The sequence below is a fragment of the Saccharibacillus sp. JS10 genome (assembly GCF_024436065.1).
In the GTDB taxonomy this organism is placed as follows: domain Bacteria; phylum Bacillota; class Bacilli; order Paenibacillales; family Paenibacillaceae; genus Saccharibacillus.
In genome coordinates this window covers 599,684-617,414 of record NZ_JANFNS010000002.1, presented here as the reverse complement: position 1 = coordinate 617,414, position 17,731 = coordinate 599,684, and the positions used below count along the sequence as shown (strand labels likewise).

17 protein-coding genes are annotated in these 17,731 nt (G+C 46.2%); 5 read left to right on the top strand and 12 right to left on the bottom strand.

Going from position 1 to position 17,731, the window contains the following annotated elements:
• Positions 1-179 precede the first annotated feature (179 nt).
• The 10 genes from ilvN to NOM90_RS08165 form a co-directional block, all read right to left on the bottom strand.
• Positions 180-677, bottom strand: coding sequence for an acetolactate synthase small subunit (ilvN, locus tag NOM90_RS08210; protein WP_255941247.1), 498 nt, complete (start codon positions 675-677; stop codon positions 180-182).
• A gap of 2 nt (positions 678-679) precedes the next feature.
• A complete protein-coding gene (gene ilvB / locus NOM90_RS08205) occupies positions 680-2,440 on the bottom strand; it encodes a biosynthetic-type acetolactate synthase large subunit (protein ID WP_255941246.1) in 1,761 nt (586 codons plus the stop codon).
• 680 nt (positions 2,441-3,120) lie between these two features.
• The gene (locus tag NOM90_RS08200; RefSeq protein WP_255941245.1) at positions 3,121-4,095 is read right to left on the bottom strand and encodes an ABC transporter permease; all 975 of its coding nucleotides are present in this window, start codon (positions 4,093-4,095) and stop codon (positions 3,121-3,123) included.
• A 2-nt stretch (positions 4,096-4,097) separates the two neighbouring features.
• A complete protein-coding gene (locus NOM90_RS08195) occupies positions 4,098-5,174 on the bottom strand; it encodes an ABC transporter permease (protein ID WP_255941244.1) in 1,077 nt (358 codons plus the stop codon).
• Complete coding sequence (locus NOM90_RS08190; protein WP_255941243.1) at positions 5,167-6,705, bottom strand: ABC transporter ATP-binding protein; 1,539 nt, start codon at positions 6,703-6,705, stop codon at positions 5,167-5,169. The genes NOM90_RS08195 and NOM90_RS08190 overlap by 8 nt, the downstream gene beginning before the upstream one ends.
• Before the next feature lie 170 nt (positions 6,706-6,875).
• Positions 6,876-7,919, bottom strand: a complete 1,044-nt coding sequence (locus NOM90_RS08185; RefSeq protein WP_255941242.1) for a BMP family lipoprotein — start codon at positions 7,917-7,919, stop codon at positions 6,876-6,878.
• 392 nt (positions 7,920-8,311) lie between these two features.
• Entirely contained in the window at positions 8,312-8,671 is a 360-nt protein-coding gene (gene rplT / locus NOM90_RS08180; RefSeq protein WP_141449006.1) for a 50S ribosomal protein L20, read from the bottom strand.
• A 37-nt stretch (positions 8,672-8,708) separates the two neighbouring features.
• Entirely contained in the window at positions 8,709-8,909 is a 201-nt protein-coding gene (gene rpmI, locus NOM90_RS08175) for a 50S ribosomal protein L35 (protein WP_255941241.1), read from the bottom strand.
• A gap of 12 nt (positions 8,910-8,921) precedes the next feature.
• Entirely contained in the window at positions 8,922-9,419 is a 498-nt protein-coding gene (infC, locus tag NOM90_RS08170; RefSeq protein WP_255941240.1) for a translation initiation factor IF-3, read from the bottom strand.
• Positions 9,420-9,710: 291 nt separating this feature from the next.
• Complete coding sequence (locus NOM90_RS08165) at positions 9,711-10,949, bottom strand: glycosyltransferase family 2 protein (RefSeq protein WP_255941239.1); 1,239 nt, start codon at positions 10,947-10,949, stop codon at positions 9,711-9,713.
• Between the two features lie 556 nt (positions 10,950-11,505).
• Here NOM90_RS08165 and NOM90_RS08160 point away from each other — a divergent pair.
• Together NOM90_RS08160 and NOM90_RS08155 are read left to right on the top strand one after the other, a co-directional pair.
• Positions 11,506-12,033, top strand: coding sequence for a phosphatase PAP2 family protein (locus NOM90_RS08160; RefSeq protein ID WP_255941238.1), 528 nt, complete (start codon positions 11,506-11,508; stop codon positions 12,031-12,033).
• Between the two features lie 170 nt (positions 12,034-12,203).
• Positions 12,204-13,346: an MGDG synthase family glycosyltransferase gene (locus tag NOM90_RS08155; protein ID WP_255941237.1), complete on the top strand. Its 1,143-nt coding sequence runs from the start codon at positions 12,204-12,206 to the stop codon at positions 13,344-13,346.
• Between the two features lie 47 nt (positions 13,347-13,393).
• Here the strand turns inward: NOM90_RS08155 and trmB are convergent, their stop codons facing one another.
• Positions 13,394-14,155, bottom strand: coding sequence for a tRNA (guanosine(46)-N7)-methyltransferase TrmB (trmB, locus tag NOM90_RS08150; protein WP_255941236.1), 762 nt, complete (start codon positions 14,153-14,155; stop codon positions 13,394-13,396).
• Positions 14,156-14,393: 238 nt separating this feature from the next.
• Positions 14,394-14,579 (bottom strand): hypothetical protein, encoded by a 186-nt coding sequence (locus NOM90_RS08145; protein WP_255941235.1) that lies wholly within the window; start codon positions 14,577-14,579, stop codon positions 14,394-14,396.
• Between the two features lie 299 nt (positions 14,580-14,878).
• Here NOM90_RS08145 and mnmL point away from each other — a divergent pair, with 299 nt between their 5' ends.
• The 3 genes from mnmL to NOM90_RS08130 all read left to right on the top strand — a co-directional run bounded on the left by mnmL (position 14,879) and on the right by NOM90_RS08130 (position 17,687).
• A complete protein-coding gene (mnmL, locus tag NOM90_RS08140) occupies positions 14,879-15,850 on the top strand; it encodes a tRNA modification radical SAM protein MnmL/YtqA (protein ID WP_255941234.1) in 972 nt (323 codons plus the stop codon).
• Between the two features lie 3 nt (positions 15,851-15,853).
• Positions 15,854-16,483 (top strand): tRNA 5-(aminomethyl)-2-thiouridylate-methyltransferase MnmM, encoded by a 630-nt coding sequence (gene mnmM, locus NOM90_RS08135; protein ID WP_255941233.1) that lies wholly within the window; start codon positions 15,854-15,856, stop codon positions 16,481-16,483.
• A 163-nt stretch (positions 16,484-16,646) separates the two neighbouring features.
• Positions 16,647-17,687 carry an alpha/beta hydrolase gene (locus NOM90_RS08130; RefSeq protein WP_255941232.1) on the top strand — a complete coding sequence of 347 codons (1,041 nt, stop codon included), beginning with the start codon at positions 16,647-16,649 and terminating at the stop codon, positions 17,685-17,687.
• Positions 17,688-17,731 lie beyond the last annotated feature (44 nt).

The following is a 17,731-nucleotide window of genomic DNA, read 5'->3' as shown; positions in this document are numbered from 1 at the left end:
TGTGTATAAAGCCTCAACCCTGCCCAAACAAGCGGGTAACTCAGCGGAGCTAGATCAATGAACGACTCAAACTCCGTTCAGTTCCCCGCTTGTGATGAGCGTTTATGTACGGATCCATTGAATGTTTTCAACGGATCCGTTTTGCGATTATCCGACTGGGTTACAGTTCACTTATTGAATTAAGCGTTACCGCGAATCATTGCCGTTAAGCCTGTGCGAGACAATTCGCGAATCCCGTAAGGTGAAAGCAATTCGATCATTGCATCGATTTTTTCGGTATCGCCAACGACTTGTACCATCAGACTATGTGTACCGATATCGACTACCGCAGCGCGGAACGTCTCGACCAAGCCCATAATTTCTGGACGAGCAGTTGGTTCGGATTTAACTTTGATCAAAGCCAGTTCGCGTCCAACCATCGGATTAGCGCTCAGATCCACGACTTTGATCACGTCGATAATTTTGTAAAGTTGCTTTTCGATCTGTTCAACCGTTTTGTCGTCGCCTGTTGTCACGATAACCATACGGGAAAGACCGGATTCTTCCGATTGACCTACCGTGATACTTTCGATGTTGAATCCGCGACGGCCGAACAATCCGGATACCCGTTGCAGCACACCCGGTTGGTCATTTACCAGAATCGAAATTGTATGTTTGGTCTGCGTCGTATTCGTCATCGTTATTCGTCCCCCATCAACATTTGATCCAGCGTCATGCCTTGCTGTACCATCGGATACACGTTTTCGCCTTTTTCTACAACGAAATCGATCAGTACCGGTCCAGGTGTATCCATCGCTTCTTGCCATACTGCTCTCGCTTCGGCTTTGGTCGATGCACGCAAGCCTTTTACGCCGTACGCTTCAGCCAATTTTACGAAGTCCGGGCTACCCGACAGATCGATATGGCTGTAGCGGTTTTCGTAAATCAATTCTTGCCATTGACGAACCATACCCAGCACCTGATTGTTCAATACCACGATTTTGACCGGAATATTGTTGATCGCACAGATCGCGAGTTCTTGCGAACACATCTGAATACCGCCGTCGCCGTTGATCGAGATTACCGTACGGTCTGGCTGCGCCATCTGAGCACCAATTGCGGAAGGCAATCCGAAGCCCATTGTGCCAAGTCCGCCCGAAGTGATCCATGAACGTGGATTGTTGAATTTGTAATACTGAGCTGCCCACATCTGATGTTGACCGACGTCAGTGGTTACAATCGCTTCGCCTTTGGTTGTATCGTTAAGCAACTCTACGACCCATTGCGGTTTCAAACCAATCTCGTCTTCTTTGTAATTATCGGTATAACGGAATGGCTTTTCTGCTTTCCATTGTTGAAGTTGAGCGCGCCATTCGTCCGCCAAATCTGTATTTGCTACCGATTTGTTCAACATGTCCAGTACCGTTTTGACGTCACCGACAATCGGAATATCTGTTTTGACGTTTTTACCGATTTCGGCTGGATCGATATCGATATGCGCGATTTTCGCTTTTGGCGCAAATCCGTTCAGCTTACCTGTTACCCGGTCATCGAATCGAGCGCCGATGCTGATCAGCAGATCCGCTTCTTGAATCGCCATGTTGGAAGCAAAGGTTCCGTGCATCCCCGGCATTCCCAGCCATTGTTCATGACCACTTGGGAAACCGCCCAGACCAAGTAGCGTCGTCGTGATCGGAATATTCGTTTTGGTAACAAGCTCCAGCAACGCTTCGTGCCCACCGGAGTAGACCACGCCGCCGCCTGCTAGAATCAACGGACGCTCCGCTTGAGCAATCGCTTCGGCAAGACGTTCGATCTGCAACTTATTCGGTACGGTGCGCGGGTTGTAACCTCTCAGCGCAACCGGCTCCGTATGCGGTTGGAACAAGGTCATCGCTGCCGATACATCTTTTGGAATATCGATCAGTACCGGTCCTTTGCGGCCTGTATTCGCAATATGGAACGCTTCGTGAATGATACGAGGAAGCTCGTCTACACTGCGTACCAGGTAACTATGCTTCGTGATCGGCATTGTGATTCCTGTAATATCCGCTTCTTGGAAAGCATCGGTTCCGATCAACGTCGAAGGAACGTTACCTGTAATCACAACCAGAGGCGTCGAATCCATATAAGCTGTCGCGATACCGGTTACCAAGTTTGTTGCTCCGGGACCGGAAGTTGCGATACATACGCCGACTTCGCCTGCCGCGCGAGCGTAACCGTCTGCCGCGTGAATTGCACCTTGTTCGTGTCTAGTCAACAAGTGGTGGAAATCTTTGAATCCGTACATCGCATCGTAGATATATAAAACTGCACCGCCGGGATAACCGAAAACGCATTTTACACCTTCAAGTACCAGACTGCGGAGCAAAATATCTGAACCGGTCAAAACTTCCTGCTTATCCACCCATTTTTCTTTCAATTCTTCCGTCGAATTCACTTCTGGCATTTGTGCGCTCATCGTGTTTCCTCCTCCCAAAGATTACATCAATCTCACATCGTCAGTTTGTAAAAGTCCGTCGATTATCAACTTAAAAGGGTTTTAAAAAACCAAAAAACCTTTCGCTCCGCAAAGCAGAAAATCTGCTTCGAGGGACGAAAGGTTATAATCCTCACGTGGTACCACCCAAATTTGCCGACGCCTCGCAGCGCACAGCCTCAAGCGGGTTTAAAATCGGGTTGCCGATTCCAAACTCGCGGTTCGTAACGCGAACCTCACGATTTTCCCTAATCATCCGAAACAGGTTCTTTCGCTTTTCAGGAAAACAGCTCCGAGGTGAGCTCGTATAAAAGGGATTTTGGCGGTGGATTACAGCGTGTTGCTTCCCCGCTCTCTGGCAAAAGCGCCCTTAAAACTTCGTCCTCTTCATAGCCGATCAGTTATTCAATCTGTTGTTTGTTTCTGAATGTTAGAGTTATTATATGACTTAAGTTTTAGTGAAGTCAACACCTATTTTCAATAAAAAATAAAAGATAATCATCGCTTATACCTCATAAACTCACCTATAGTCTTTCTCTCACGGACAAAAAAGCCGCTGACTTCGTTCTGCCTAAGCAGTTCAAAGTCAGCGGCTTTTATTATTGTTCGTGAATGAAAGATGCTTACCCTGTGGAAAACGTCGAAAGAGATCGATCGTTTATTTAGCGTTTACTTGGATCGTATGCTTCACCAAGCGCAGCTGGAGCTCTCGATTTACCGATCGCGACAACCAATACGATAACCGTCAACACGTATGGCAGCATCAAAATGAAATCTTGCGGAATATTGGAAGACCATGCGAACAATTGAACATAATTTCGAATGGCTTGCGAAAATCCGAAGAACAATGCAGCTCCCATGATACCAAGCGGGTTCCATTTACCGAAGATCAACGCAGCAATCGCAATAAAGCCTTGACCCGAGATCGTCGTATGCGAGAACAACCCTGTTGTCGTCAACGTAATCGTTGCACCGCCCAGACCTGCTAGAGCACCGCTCAGCATTACGCCGATATAACGCATACGATTAACATTGATCCCCATCGTATCCGCAGCACTTGGATGCTCACCGACCGAACGCAGACGAAGTCCGAACTTCGTTTTGTTCAGAACGTAATACGTTACGAATACCAAAATAAGCGCAATAAACGTCGTCGGATACGAATTCAAAATACCCGTACCCAAGATCGGACCGATGACCGGAATCGAAGCGAAATCCGGGAAGTTGAGTTTAGCCAAACGATGCAGCAAGAGTGGAGTCTCGCCCGCACCATCAAACAACAATTTAACGAGGTACAAAGTAATACCGGTCGCCAAGAAGTTGATAACAACACCACTGATCGTCTGATCGGCTTTGAATGTAATCGTGGCAACAGCATGGATCAACGAACCCAAGACCCCGACCACAATAGCCGTCAACAATCCTACCCACGGCGACGCGCCTTCCATGCCTGCTTTTTCAGCATAATGCGTACCTACAGCAGCCGCGAAAGCACCGAAGACCATCAGACCTTCGATCCCGATATTTACGACGCCGGAACGTTCAGAGAACAAACCGCCAAGTGCCGCAAAAATCAAAGCTGTCGCAAAGACGAGCGTCGTATTCAGCAAGTTGCCGAAAATAAGAAGAGAATCCATATTTACAACACCTTCTCTTTCTTGCGCTTATACACAGGCTTGAGGATGAAACGAACAATGCCTTGTGCCGCGATGAAGAAAATAATCGATCCAATTACAATTTGAATAATTTCCGGCGGAACACCTGCTTCGAAGCTCATACCTGCCGAACCGTAAGTCAGCGTACCGAATAATCCTGCACCCGCAAGTACGCCGAATGGATGAGTCATCCCGAGCAATGCAACCGCAATCCCGTTAAATCCGTAACCTGGAAGCGACGCATATACACTTTGATAATGGAAGACGCCCAGTGTCTCGAACGCGCCAGCAAGACCTGCGAAAACACCACTGATAAACATCGCTTTAACGATATTTTTGTTAACGTTAATACCTGCATAACGAGCAGCTTCAGGGTTGCTGCCTACTGCACGCAATTCGAAGCCTTGTTTCGTTTTCCACAAGAAATAATAGAAGAACGTCGAAGCCAGAAGCGCAAGCAAAATGCCCCAATGCACACGAGCGTTGCCCATCATTTGGGATAACCATTCAATCGAAATCGATGCCGAAGGCTGAATATCGACCGAACGTTGATTGCCCGGAACCAAAAGGAAGGTACGAACGATATAGTTACACAAGAACAACGCTGTCCAGTTCAACATGATCGTCGTAATAACTTCGTTTACGCCGCGTTTTGCTTTGATATAACCGGCAAGAGCAGCCCATAATCCGCCAAACAAAGCGCCTGCAATAATAGCAAGAGGGGCATGGATTAATGCGGGAAGACCTGTGATTTTAATACCGACCAACGAAGCTCCCGTCATGCCCATCAAGACTTGACCTTCCGCACCGATGTTGAACATCCCGGCGCGGAAAGCGAAAGCGACAGCAAGACCCGTCAGAACGAGCGGCGTCATTTCGCGCAAAGCTTCGCCGAACCCGTACCAATCGCCGAACACTTTAGATAATAAAGCGCCATAAGCCGTTATAGGGTTGTAGCCGCCAATCATCATGACGATTGCGCCAAGTAGCAATCCCATTACGATCGCTGCGAGCGATACGATAAACGAATCGCTTGCAAACCATTTCAAAAATTTATTCATTCGCTATTCCCCCTTGCCGACTGCCTGCCATCATCAAGCCAAGTTCTTGATCGTTCGTTTCTTCCGGACGTACTTCGCCGATGACTTTACCTTCGTAAACCACGATGATCCGATCCGATACGTTCAAAATTTCGTCCAACTCAAACGAAACGAGCAGTACGGCTTTCCCTTGATCGCGCTGCTGAATCAGCTGAGTTTGCACAAATTCAATCGCGCCGACATCCAGACCACGCGTAGGCTGAGCTGCAATAAGGAAATCGGGATTTTTATTGATTTCACGCGCAATGATTGCTTTTTGCTGATTACCGCCCGACAACGAACGAGCTTTTGTCTGAATGCTTGGCGTGCGTACGTCGAAGCTTTTTACCAGACGTGTTGCCAGTTCATTAATCGCACGGAAGTTCAAAAATCCACGCTGCGTATAAGGCTTTTTGTAGTAGCTCTCAAGCACCATATTTTCACTGACGGAAAAATCCAAGACCAATCCGTGCTTATGACGGTCTTCTGGAATATGCCCTACGCCAGATTCGGAAATTTGACGCGGTGTATGGTTTGCGATTTCTTTGCCGCTAAGCTTAATCGATCCGCTATCGATCTTACGCAGACCGGACAGTGCTTCGATAATCTGAGTCTGACCATTACCGTCTACTCCGGCTACTCCAACGATTTCGCCGCGACGAACGTTAAAGGACATTTCATTAAGCAAAGAAATGCCTTCTTTATTTTTGAGCGACACGTCTTTGACTTCAATGACCGTTTCTCCAGGTTCAGCCGGTTTTTTGTCGACTTTGAACGAAACGTTACGACCAACCATTTTTTCAGCTAAAACCAACGGGCTCGTTTCACTCGTTTTTACCGTATCTACGACTTTACCCCGACGAATAATCGTAACGGTATCCGAAACAGACATGATTTCTTTGAGTTTATGAGTAATCAAAATGATCGATTTGCCTTCAGCGACAAGCTTACGCATAATCTCGATCAATTCCGATATTTCCTGCGGAGTCAATACGGCGGTTGGTTCATCGAAAATCAGAATATTGGCGCCGCGATAAAGCGTTTTGAGAATTTCGACACGTTGCTGCATACCTACCGAAATGTCTTCAATCTTAGCATTCGGGTCGATATGGAATCCATACTGATCGGAAATTTCTTTGACTTTTTTCGTTGCGGTTTTGTAATCGATTTGGATACCGCCTTTAGAAGGCTCCATCCCCAAGATGATATTTTCTGTTACGGTAAACGATTGCACCAATTTAAAATGCTGATGCACCATACCGATTCCGAGTTCAATTGCTTTATTCGGTGTGTCGATCGCGACAGTTTGTCCGTTGACTTCAACATGCCCTTCGTCCGGTTGGTACAGACCGAAAAGGATATTCATCAACGTCGATTTGCCCGCGCCATTCTCACCAAGCAATGCGTGAATTTCGCCTTTTTGAAGCTGGATACTGATCGAATCGTTGGCTACGATTCCGGGAAAACGCTTCGTAATTTGCTTTAACTCGACTACGGGAGTTGCGGCTGCCATGAAATCACCCTTATCTTTCGTAGTAGTATGACGCGAAAACAAATCAAGACTCATTTTGCGTCAGACGTGCGCGTCTTCTATATCTTGGTTTTTGACCCTAAACGTAACGACAAGGCCGGGTTCAAGGAACCGACCTTGTCGCTCGTATTCTATCGTGGTAAAACCATTAATTACTGTGTAACTGTAGGAACTTTAACTTCGCCGCTCACGATTTTTTCGGAGTACGATTTTACTTCGTCCAGAACTTCTTGAGGTACGTTTACGCTCGAAGTGTCGGCAATACCTACGCCGTCATCTTTAAGACCGAGAGTTGTAATTGTGCCGCCTTTGAATGTTCCGTCGATAACTTGTTGCGATACCGTTTTGATTGCAACGTCTACGCGTTTGATCATCGAAGTCAATGTAACGTCTGTACCGAATTCGATCGATTGGTCTTTATCTACGCCGATTACCCATACTTCTTGTCCTTGGCTCTTACGGTCAAGCGCTTCGTTGAAGACGCCTGTTCCTGTACCACCAGCAGCTTGGAACACGATGTCTGCGCCTTCGTTATAAAGGGTTGCCGCAGCCGATTTACCTTCGTCCGGCTTGTCAAAGCCACTTGCGTATACCGAGTTGAATTGAGCGTTAGGGTTAACCGCTTCAATACCTGCTTTGAAACCTACTTCGAACTTCTTGATCGTTGGCGAATCCATACCGCCTACGAAGCCGATTTTGTTTGTTTTCGTCATTTTACCTGCTACTACGCCAACCAGGAACGCGCCTTCGTTCTCAGAGAACAGAACAGATTCAACGTTTGGTGCGTCAACAGCAGCATCGATGATTGCGAAGTTAGAATCTGGGTTTTGTTTTGCAATATCGCCCAGTGCTTTTTCTAAAGCAAAGCCAATACCCCAAGTGAGGTTATATCCATCTTTTACGAATTGGTTCAAGTTAGTCTCGTACTCTGCTTCACTTTTACTTTGCAGATACTTTACTTCGACGCCTTGTTCTTTTTGAAGCTCTTGAAGAGCTTCCCAAGCTGTTTGGTTAAACGATTTGTCGTTTACGCCGCCAGTGTCGGTAACCATAGCAACTTTGATGTCGCTTTTTGCTCCACCTTCTGCACTATCTCCACCAGTAGCAGCCGTGTTACTGTTGTTGTTACCACAAGCAGCTAGGACGAGCGAGAATGCCAGCAACATGAAAAGCGAGAGTTTTACAGCTTTCTTCATTTTGGATATTTCCCCCTTAGGATCTTTGCCTGCATAAGTTGAGCATTTGTTGTATAAGCCCGATGTTCGGAACCTCAAACGTCTCTCTTCGCAGGATTGCTTTCGCTTTACAGATTATACATTCAGCTCGCTGCAAAATCTACTATTAAAAATCGATTTTAACGATAAAATTCGTATATTTTATGATGAAATCGCTTACGTGAGTCATAGTTAACATATGTTGTGACTTAATAACGAACAATCGCTTTTTTCATTTAAGGAACCATCGCCTAACCGCTGTAACGCAATGAATCATTTTTTCTTCTATTATATACAACGTTTATTTATAACCATACAAAAAAGGGCCTTTCTTCAAACGATACGTTTGAGGAAAGGACCCGTTTACGCTTAACTTAAGCGTTGATTTTTTCTTTTGCTGCAGATGCAAGCGTGTTGAACGCCGTAAGGTCGTTAACAGCCAGATCAGCCAGCATTTTACGGTTTACATCGATACCCGCCAATTTCAGGCCGTGCATCATTTTACTGTAAGACAAACCGCTTTGACGTGCTGCTGCGTTGATACGAACGATCCACAGTTTGCGGAAGTTACGTTTTGTTTGACGACGATCGCGGTAAGCATAAACCAACGATTTGTTAACTTGTTCTTTTGCTGTTTTAAAAATACGGTGTTTAGAACCGAAATAACCTTTTGCCAGCTTCAGTACTTTTTTATGACGACGACGCGTCACGAAACCGCCTTTAACTCTTGCCATATCTAAAGACCTCCCAGTCGATTGTGTTTAATTAAAACTATTTAAGCAATTTCAGTTGTTGAGCCAGACGTCTAACGTCGCCTTGAGCCATCAAATGATCGGCTTTCAGGTTACGCTTAGCGCGTTTAGATTTGTGCGAAAGCAAGTGGTTTTTGTGCGAGCTGTAACGAGTAACTTTACCAGTACCAGTGATTTTGAAGCGACCTTTCAAACTGCTGTGTGTTTTCATTTTAGGCATTTTACGTTCCCCCTATTGGTTTTTCGGACCTAGAATCATAATCATGCTGCGGCCCTCAAGCTTCGGTTGACGGTCGACAACGGAAATTTCCGTTACTTCGTCCCGAACGCGTTCCAGCACTTTTTGGCCGAGCGAAGCGTGTGTAATCTCGCGGCCGCGGAAACGCACAGAGCATTTCACTTTATCGCCGGCTTCGAGGAATTTCACAACATTACGCAATTTCGTATGATAATCGTGTTCTTCGATATTCGCGCTGAAGCGAACTTCTTTGAGCTCGACGATCTTTTGATTTTTGCGGGCTTCTTTTTCTTTCTTTTGTTGCTCATAACGGAACTTGCCATAATCCATGATCCGGCAAACCGGCGGTTTTGCTTGTGGCGCCATGTTTACCAAATCCAAATTCAGGTCTGCTGCCATTTGAAGCGCTTCGCGAATCGGTGTAATTCCGATCTGTTCGCCTTCTGCGCCTACCAGGCGTACTTCGCGCGCCCGGATTTCCTCATTGATCATATGGTCCTTACTAATAACCGTCCACCTCCGAATCGAGTTTGTTACAAGGGCTTTTTTGCCCATAATAAAAGGGATACGGACAAGCAGTCCGCATCCCGGTAATCTTCAATCTTCATGAGAAAAATTCTTCATAAATGATCGGATTGGGAACCAGCTGACTTTTGCCAGACAGGTGAGAAGCGGAAGCTTCTGCTTTTAAATCCTTATTGGTTAAACAATACTTGAACTACTATACCGGATAAAAAGTATTTTGTAAAGCTTTTTCAAAAACTTTTTATAGATATCGAAGTTTTAGCTTTGTTCGCTTTGCATTTCATCAATTCGAACAACGCGTGTGTGCTTCGTATGGCTCCATTGTTTGTTGTTTTGCGTAAAGAACGCATAGAACGTAATTGGGAACCATGACAGCAAGTAGATCGGGAAGAGCAGCATGTACGCATACACTTTCCACGATTTGACCTTTTCCAAGATCATCGCGACGAAGAATACGGCAACTTGAGCAAAGATTGCAATAACAGCAACCCATAGCGGCAAGTAATCATACATCGTCAGCAAGTGTGGACCGCCGAACAATACGATGTCTCCGTACAATACAGCCGACAATAGCAGCGTCAGCAATACGATGTATACGTTAACCGCGTAAAGAGCCATGTCCAGTTTTACGATGCTGCGGTCACGGATACTTTGCCACAACAATGGGAAGAAGTATTTTCTCGCCACGGTGAAGTGACCTTGCATCCAACGAAGACGTTGTACCGACGAAGCTTTGAACGTCAAAGGCTTTTCATCGTAAATTTTGGCATGGTAGTTGAATTTCGGATAAATCCCACGTTTCACGCAGCGCATTGTAAACTCTAAGTCTTCGACCAAGCTTGTTGCGCCCCAGCCTTCTTCTTTGAGCAATTTGTTATCGAAACACATTCCCGTTCCGCCCAGGAAGTTCGCCATATTCAGGTTATGACGCGACAATTGCCACAGACGGTTAATGTACCAGTACGAAATCCCGTAAGCGGCTGTGATCCACGAGTCGTTCGGGTTTTTCGTGTCGATATAACCTTGAATAACTCTTGCGCCTTTGCACAAGTCGTCGTTCATTCCGCTCAAGAAATCCGGATGTGCCAGGTTATCGGCGTCCAACATCACGACACCGTCGTATTCGCGATCCAGCTTCCATAGTTCTTCCAGCATCCATTCGATTGCGTATCCTTTACCGCGAAGATTCGGGTTTACGCGAACGCAAGCGTTCCATCCGTGTTGACGTACGATCTCAGCGGTCTCGTCTGTACAGTTATCGCAAATAACGAATACGTCGTACAGCTCTTTTGGATAACGCAGTTTTTTGAGGTTTTCCATCAGTGCGCCGATGACTTCCGCCTCGTTATGCGCGGCGACTAGAATCGCAAACGACTTTTGTGGGACAAACGACTTTTCTTTTTTCTTTTTGTACAGCCCGAACAATGCAAATCCGAACTGATAGACTCCGATCAGAGCGAGCAGCACCTGGAGCGTCATAAATATTCCTTGCAGCATGGTTGGTTTGACCCCCTTATTTTGTACCCCTATGTACACAGAAAGATTTTTTGTTTTTTGTTCTCTGTGTCTTGTGTTGCATAGTGACCTTTTGAATGACCCAATTTTGTTTTTATGCTTGGTATAAATCGTTCTTTTCGATTCTGGCGATTTTGCAGTCATTTGTCAAAACCTTGATTAGGCGATGCAGGGCAAAAAAAGAATGCCTACTGCCCAAATTCCTTACATGGCTCTGTCAATTCGCTTCCGCATCGTCTTTTTCATACGATTTACTCTCACTTTCGCGATTTCGGCATGAATTAAGGGTATGAATGAGTAACCCTTGCCCTCCTCTCGTTCTTGCTTACTCTAAATAAACGAAAGGTTACTGATAAAAGTTGGACAATTTCGGTTAATTTTTTTTAACCCTATTATAATTGCCTTGAATCATTGTATAATTTGGGGTCGATGGAGTTAAAACTGCAACTTGATATGGAACTGCTTTTAAAAAGGCAGCAAAAAAAGATAGCCCCGTCGCCTTCTCCAATTGCCCGGGCTCTTTATCCGGAGGGATGTTATGCGTAATTTACTGGTTAAACTGAGTGAATGGGATCAGCGTATCTTCAAATGGGTGAACGGCCGTTTGCATCATCGCGTTCTCAGTGTTGTGCTTTATTATTTGACTCACCTCGGTGGGGCTACGTTTACGATCACTGCGACTATTCTCGCGTCTTGGCTTGCGCCTTCGCCGTGGAATTCGGCTGCGCTGCACAGTCTGGTTGCGCTAGCTGCAAGTCACGTACCGGTGGCAATCGTCAAAAAGTTATATCCACGTGTACGTCCGCATTTGGCGTTGCCGGAAACCAATACGTTTCGTAATCCGCTGGTGGATCATTCTTTCCCATCCGGTCATACGACAGCGATCTTCTCGGTTACCGTTCCATTGATGTTGATGATTCCTTCGACTGTTCCTTTCCTACTTCCGATTGCGTTAATTGTAGGAACATCGCGAATGTACTTGGGTCTACACTATCCGTCCGATGTACTCGCAGGTGGATTTATCGGTTCGTTAACGGCTTGGCTCACGGTTGCATTATGGCCTTAAAGCCGCTATCGTAGAAGAAGACGAAATTCGCAATTGAGCGGATAGATATAACCGTCCGAAAAAGAAGCCGAACCTATCCGACTGTGGGTAAACAGATCGAAAAATCGGTCCGCTTTCTACATTTTTCGATGTGTAGAAAGGCGGGCTTTTGCGAAAAGGTGAAGAAAAACGTGTCCAAATACAGAGTCCTGATTCTGTCGGAAGGCTTCGGCGCCGGACATACGCGGGCTGCTTTTGCCCTGTCTGCCAGTCTTCGCAGACTTTGCCCCGACGTTCAGACCCGCGTGCTCGAACTCGGAAGCTTTCTGAACCCCAAAGTTGCTCCTTTGTTTATCAATGCTTACAAAAAAACGGTCGTTACTCAGCCGCGCTTTGTCAGCATGATGTATAAGCAGCAATATAAAAAATCGTTAAATCGATTGACTACACTGGCTTTGCATCGACTATTTTATGCGCATGCCAGAGAAGTCATTGAACAATTAAGACCGGATCTGGTCGTCTGCACACATCCGATTCCAAGTGCTGTTATTTCCAGATTGAAACGTCTAGGGCTTCGCGTGCCCCTCTGTACGGTAGTGACCGATTATGACGTACACGGAACTTGGATTAGCTCGGGTGTGGATCATTATCTGGTTTCGACGCAAGAAGTGAAAAACAAAGTGTTACAGCGAGGGGTATCGCCTTTTCGTATCGATGTTACGGGTATTCCGGTTGACCCAAGCTTCTGGGAGCATCCGGTTAAAGCCAGCATTTTAGAACAAATGGGTCTAAAAGCGATGCCTACCGTGCTTGTCATGAGCGGCGGCTGGGGACTGATTAACGGAGATGTGCTCAATCCTTACTTAACCCGCTTTCGCGAAAAAGTTCAATTGGTCTTTTGCGTAGGCAGCAACGAAAAAGCGATGCGCAAGTTAAAAAAAGATCCTCGTTTTCAGCATGAAAATACGCATGTCATCGGCTACACGAAAGAAATCGACAAGCTGATGGAGGCGTCGGATCTGTTGATTACCAAACCGGGCGGGATGACATGTACCGAAGGGCTTGCCAAAGCGCTTCCGATGCTGTTCCACAATCCGCTGCCGGGTCAAGAAGAAGAAAATTGCGAGTACTTTACGAGTAAAGGCTGGGGCGAGCGATTATCTTCTTTGGAAGTCGTCGATAAATGGATGGCGCGTTTGACCGATGAAGACAAATACGCAGAACTGGTTAGCCGGCGCGCCGAGAGTCGTCGCAATATCGAAAAACTTCGCCCGATGCAAAGCGCAAAACGGATTATCGAAATCTTGGAAACCACAAATAAGGTGCTCTATTAAGCGAATGGCTTAAGAGCACCTTTTATTTGTTTGAACTTTATTTCAACTTATTCTTGCTCGTCTTCTTCGGCTGCCAATGCTGCACGTTCATCCGAAGAAATCCGGTAAGGCTCCATCCGAATCTCGTCGTAGCGCTCTAACGCACGTTCGCCAATCACGACTTCGCAGCGATGAATATTCATGCCTTTGCCCATAAACTTGTGCTCGTACTCCGTCATCACATGTTCTTCGTTAATGCCGTCTCGGTGTAAGTTCAAGCTGATGTTCGTCATTTGCAGACCGGAGTCGGCAAATGAGTTCAAGGAGAACTCGAACAACGTTTCCGAATCGGTTTTAAAATGAATTTGTCCGTCTGTATTCAACACGCGCTTGTACATATCCAAAAAACGAGGATGCGTTAAGCGACGGCGAGCATGCTTCTTTTTCGGCCATGGATCGCTGAAGTTCAAGTAAATACGTTCCAGTTCGCCCGGCGCAAAAATATCTTCGAGCTTTTCTACATTGGCACGAGCCAGTTTTAGACTTGGCGGCGTATCATGCCCTTGTTCTTCCCAAGCCGCTCTAGCTTTGTCGCTTGCGCGTCTCACTAACTCGTCATACATATCGATACCGATAAAGTTGGCTTCAGGCATCCGTGTGCTGGTTCCGCTAATAAAGCGACCTTTGCCCATACCCAATTCTACGTAGATCGGGTGATCGTTGCCAAATAACTCTGACCAACGTCCTTTATACTGCTCAGGTTCAAGGATAACCAGATCCGTCTGTGCCTGTAAATTTTCCAAAATTCCTTTTCTTCCGCGTAAACGCATGTCATTCCTCCGCTATCAAAATCTCGGCTCTGTCTTTCAAAAGCTTGTCTGAGCCCCCGCCTTATTGTGCCCAACTTCCTGGTAAAAGTAAAGATCAAAACAAACAGATTCCATGAAAAAGAAGCCTTCCGCTAAGGATAGGCTTCATAAGACGGCTTCGCTAAAAGATAGCGCCGTCGATCTATGCCGGGATAATAATCCGGTTAACCGAAAAGAGCGAATGGCTCCTTGTACTCGTTTACTCCGTGTGATCCGCGGCAATATCGAATGCTTTTTCAAAAGCACTGCGAATTTTTTTACGGGCATCAATTTCGATCTTATGACCGCTATGGAAACGAACACCTGTTAGCGCCAATGCTTCTTCGCGAGTCAGTTCAACCGAGATTTTGTCTTCCGAACGATCCGGTGCAAATTGAGTCGTCATTGTCAATCACCTCTTCATTTCTTTAGAATAATCGGGTACTTCCGGGATAAAAAGAGAGCGTTACCATTGTTGATATAGCGCTGTTTTCCCGTCTTCCGATCTTGAGATAAATATAACACATCGATGTAACATTTATCAAGTGCAAAATTTATTTTTTTATGTCTATTTTTAAGGTTCAAAATGAAACTTCACGGAATCTACCTTTTTTCGAAGGCGACATTTTGTTAGAATGAAAGATCGACGGATCGAACGTATTTATCTCATGTACTTCTGTCCACAACGAAAGGAGTTCACCCTTTATGACGAGCCTTTTTTCATCGACATTCGCTCCTACGGATCAAACTCCGACACTTTGGAGCGATAAGCGATTCCATACATGGAACACCGAAATGCACGATCAATTCGGAGACAAGGTATTTAAAGTTATGCTAGATGCCGGATTCACTTGTCCGAATCGCGACGGTTCGATTGCCAAAGGCGGCTGTACGTTTTGCAGTGCCAGAGGTTCGGGCGATTTTGCGGGCAGTCGTCGCGATGATCTGGTCACGCAATTCAACAATATTCGCGATCGCCAACATCTGAAATGGCCGAGTGCCAAATATATCGGATATTTTCAAGCATATACCAATACGTATGCACCGGTAGAAACGCTTCGCGAATATTACGAAGAAATTCTTCGTCAACCCGGCGTAGTCGGCCTTGCGATCGCGACGCGTCCAGACTGTCTGCCCGACGACGTAATCGAATATCTTGCTGAATTGAACCAACGGACGTATCTCTGGGTCGAAATGGGTCTGCAAAGTATTCATGAGTCCACATCTACGTTGATTAACCGGGCGCACGATACCAACTCTTATGAAGAAGCTGTCGCTAAACTTCGCGCTCACGGCATACGAGTCTGCGCGCATATCATTTACGGTTTGCCGCAAGAAACCCACGAGATGATGCTCGATACCGGTAAAGCGGTCGCCAATATGGATGTGCAAGGAATCAAAATCCACTTGCTGCATTTGATGCGTAAAACCCCGATGGTCAAGCAATACGAAGCTGGCTTGCTACGCTTTTTGGAACGCGACGAGTATATCAAGCTGATTGTCGATACATTGGAGATTTTACCGCCTGAAATGATCGTGCACCGACTAACCGGTGATGCTCCGCGGGATCTGCTGATTGGCCCGATGTGGAGTCTCAAAAAGTGGGAAGTCTTGAACGGAATCGACGATGAATTGAAACGGCGAAATACGTGGCAAGGGAAATATTGGAGGAGCTAACGTATGGGATTTGTATCGGTACTTAGTTTTGCTCAACAATTGATTCAAAAAAAACTCCGTCCTGGCGATCTTGCGATTGACGCTACCGTCGGCACGGGTGCGGATACGTTGTTTCTTTCTGAAACCGTCGGTGCCAAAGGAACCGTATATGGCTTCGATATTCAGCAATCTGCTTTAGAACAAGCGCAGCTTCGTTTGGAACAAGAAAAGTCGCAGCGTTCGCAACAAAAGCAACCTCATTCTCAAAAAGTCCCGTTCAAATTGTCTACTGTACAATGGATGTTGCGAAACCATGCAGAAATGGCAGAAGCCCTACCTCGTGAGCATATCGGCAAAATAGGTGCGGTCATGTTCAACTTGGGATACTTGCCAGGTGCCGACGATCTGAGCGTGATGACGACGCCAAGTTCAACGATTCCCGCACTTGAAGCCGCATTGTCTATCCTTCGTCCCAAAGGAATCATGACGATTATCGTATATCCGGGTCATGATGGGGGCGGCGCCGAAGCTTTAGCCGTTCAGGAGTGGGCGCAGCAATTGCCGAAGCGAGAAGCTCAAGTCATCTCCTATCGACAACTGCAAAAAGCCGATGCTCCTTATCTGATTGCGATCGAAAAGTATAGTCAATCCTAAGTTGTATAAGATGTGATCCAGCCGAACATGCGGGGAAAATCCCGTATGTTCGGCTTTTTGGTATGCAAGGCTAGCGATTGATTCGCAGCTTAGCGGGTATACATTTTGTAAAGACAACTGATCGATAAGTATTAAGTCCATTCGAAACTTGGGAGGGACGGTTATGAATTTGAACCGTTTTACTATGAAATCTACTGCATCTTCATCGCGTCCGGCGTTCAAACGCTCGACTCGCCATAGAGTCTTACCTACAATCCGGAAAGATTTGCTACGAAATAAACATCCTTATTTTTTTGTTAAAGGAACGAATGAAGTGATGGTCTGTGTGCATGCGTGGTCGATTCCAAGCCCAAAAGCGATTGTGCAAATTTCACATGGAATGGGCGAAAACGGTGCGCGGTATGCTGCACTTGCCGAAGAGTTAAACAAAGCCGGTTATGCGGTCTATGCCAACGATCACCGTGGTCACGGCTTTACCAAAGGCGATACGCCGCAAGGTCCTTTTCGTCAAGGTTATGCGGGACCCGATGCGATTAACGGAATGTGTCGCGATTTAAGAACGGTAACCGATGAGATTGCTCAGCGTCATCCGAATGTTCCTATCGTATTATTCGGGCATAGCATGGGCTCATTTATCGCTCAAAAAACGATGGCGGAACATGCAGCGAATTATGCCGGGTTTATTTTGACCGGAAGCAGCGGTCCACGATCCGCGCTCCCTCTCAAAATCGGCAGTGCGCTTGCCGCTGCTGAAGCTCGCGTTCTATCGCCTGCTTTTGCGTCTCTAACATTGAATATGCTTGTATTCGGTCCTTTTGTTCGCCGCTTCGCACAACGTCGTACTTTTTTCGACTGGTTATCGCGTGATCCGCAATCTGTTGATGATTTTATCGAAAACTACGGTCAGACGCTATTCAGTTGCGGATTTTTCCGTGACTTTTTTCGATTGTTGCTTGAAATCCAAACCCCGCATTATGCTCGGCGTTTGGATGTTTCCAAGCCCGTTTTACTTTGTTCGGGAGAACTCGATCCGGTTGGCGGTGCAGAAGGCTTGGCGAAGCTTAAAGATTTTTACGAAGAAGCCGGGATTGACGATCTCGAATGCCGCTTATATCCAGAAGCCCGGCATGAGCTCGCTTTTGAAATCAATCGAAGCGAAGTGACGGAAGATTGGATCAGTTGGTTGGAGAGACATTTCAGCTAGAAGCGAAAAGGCTGCGAGGAAAATTCGTTTCGGTCACGTGTTGA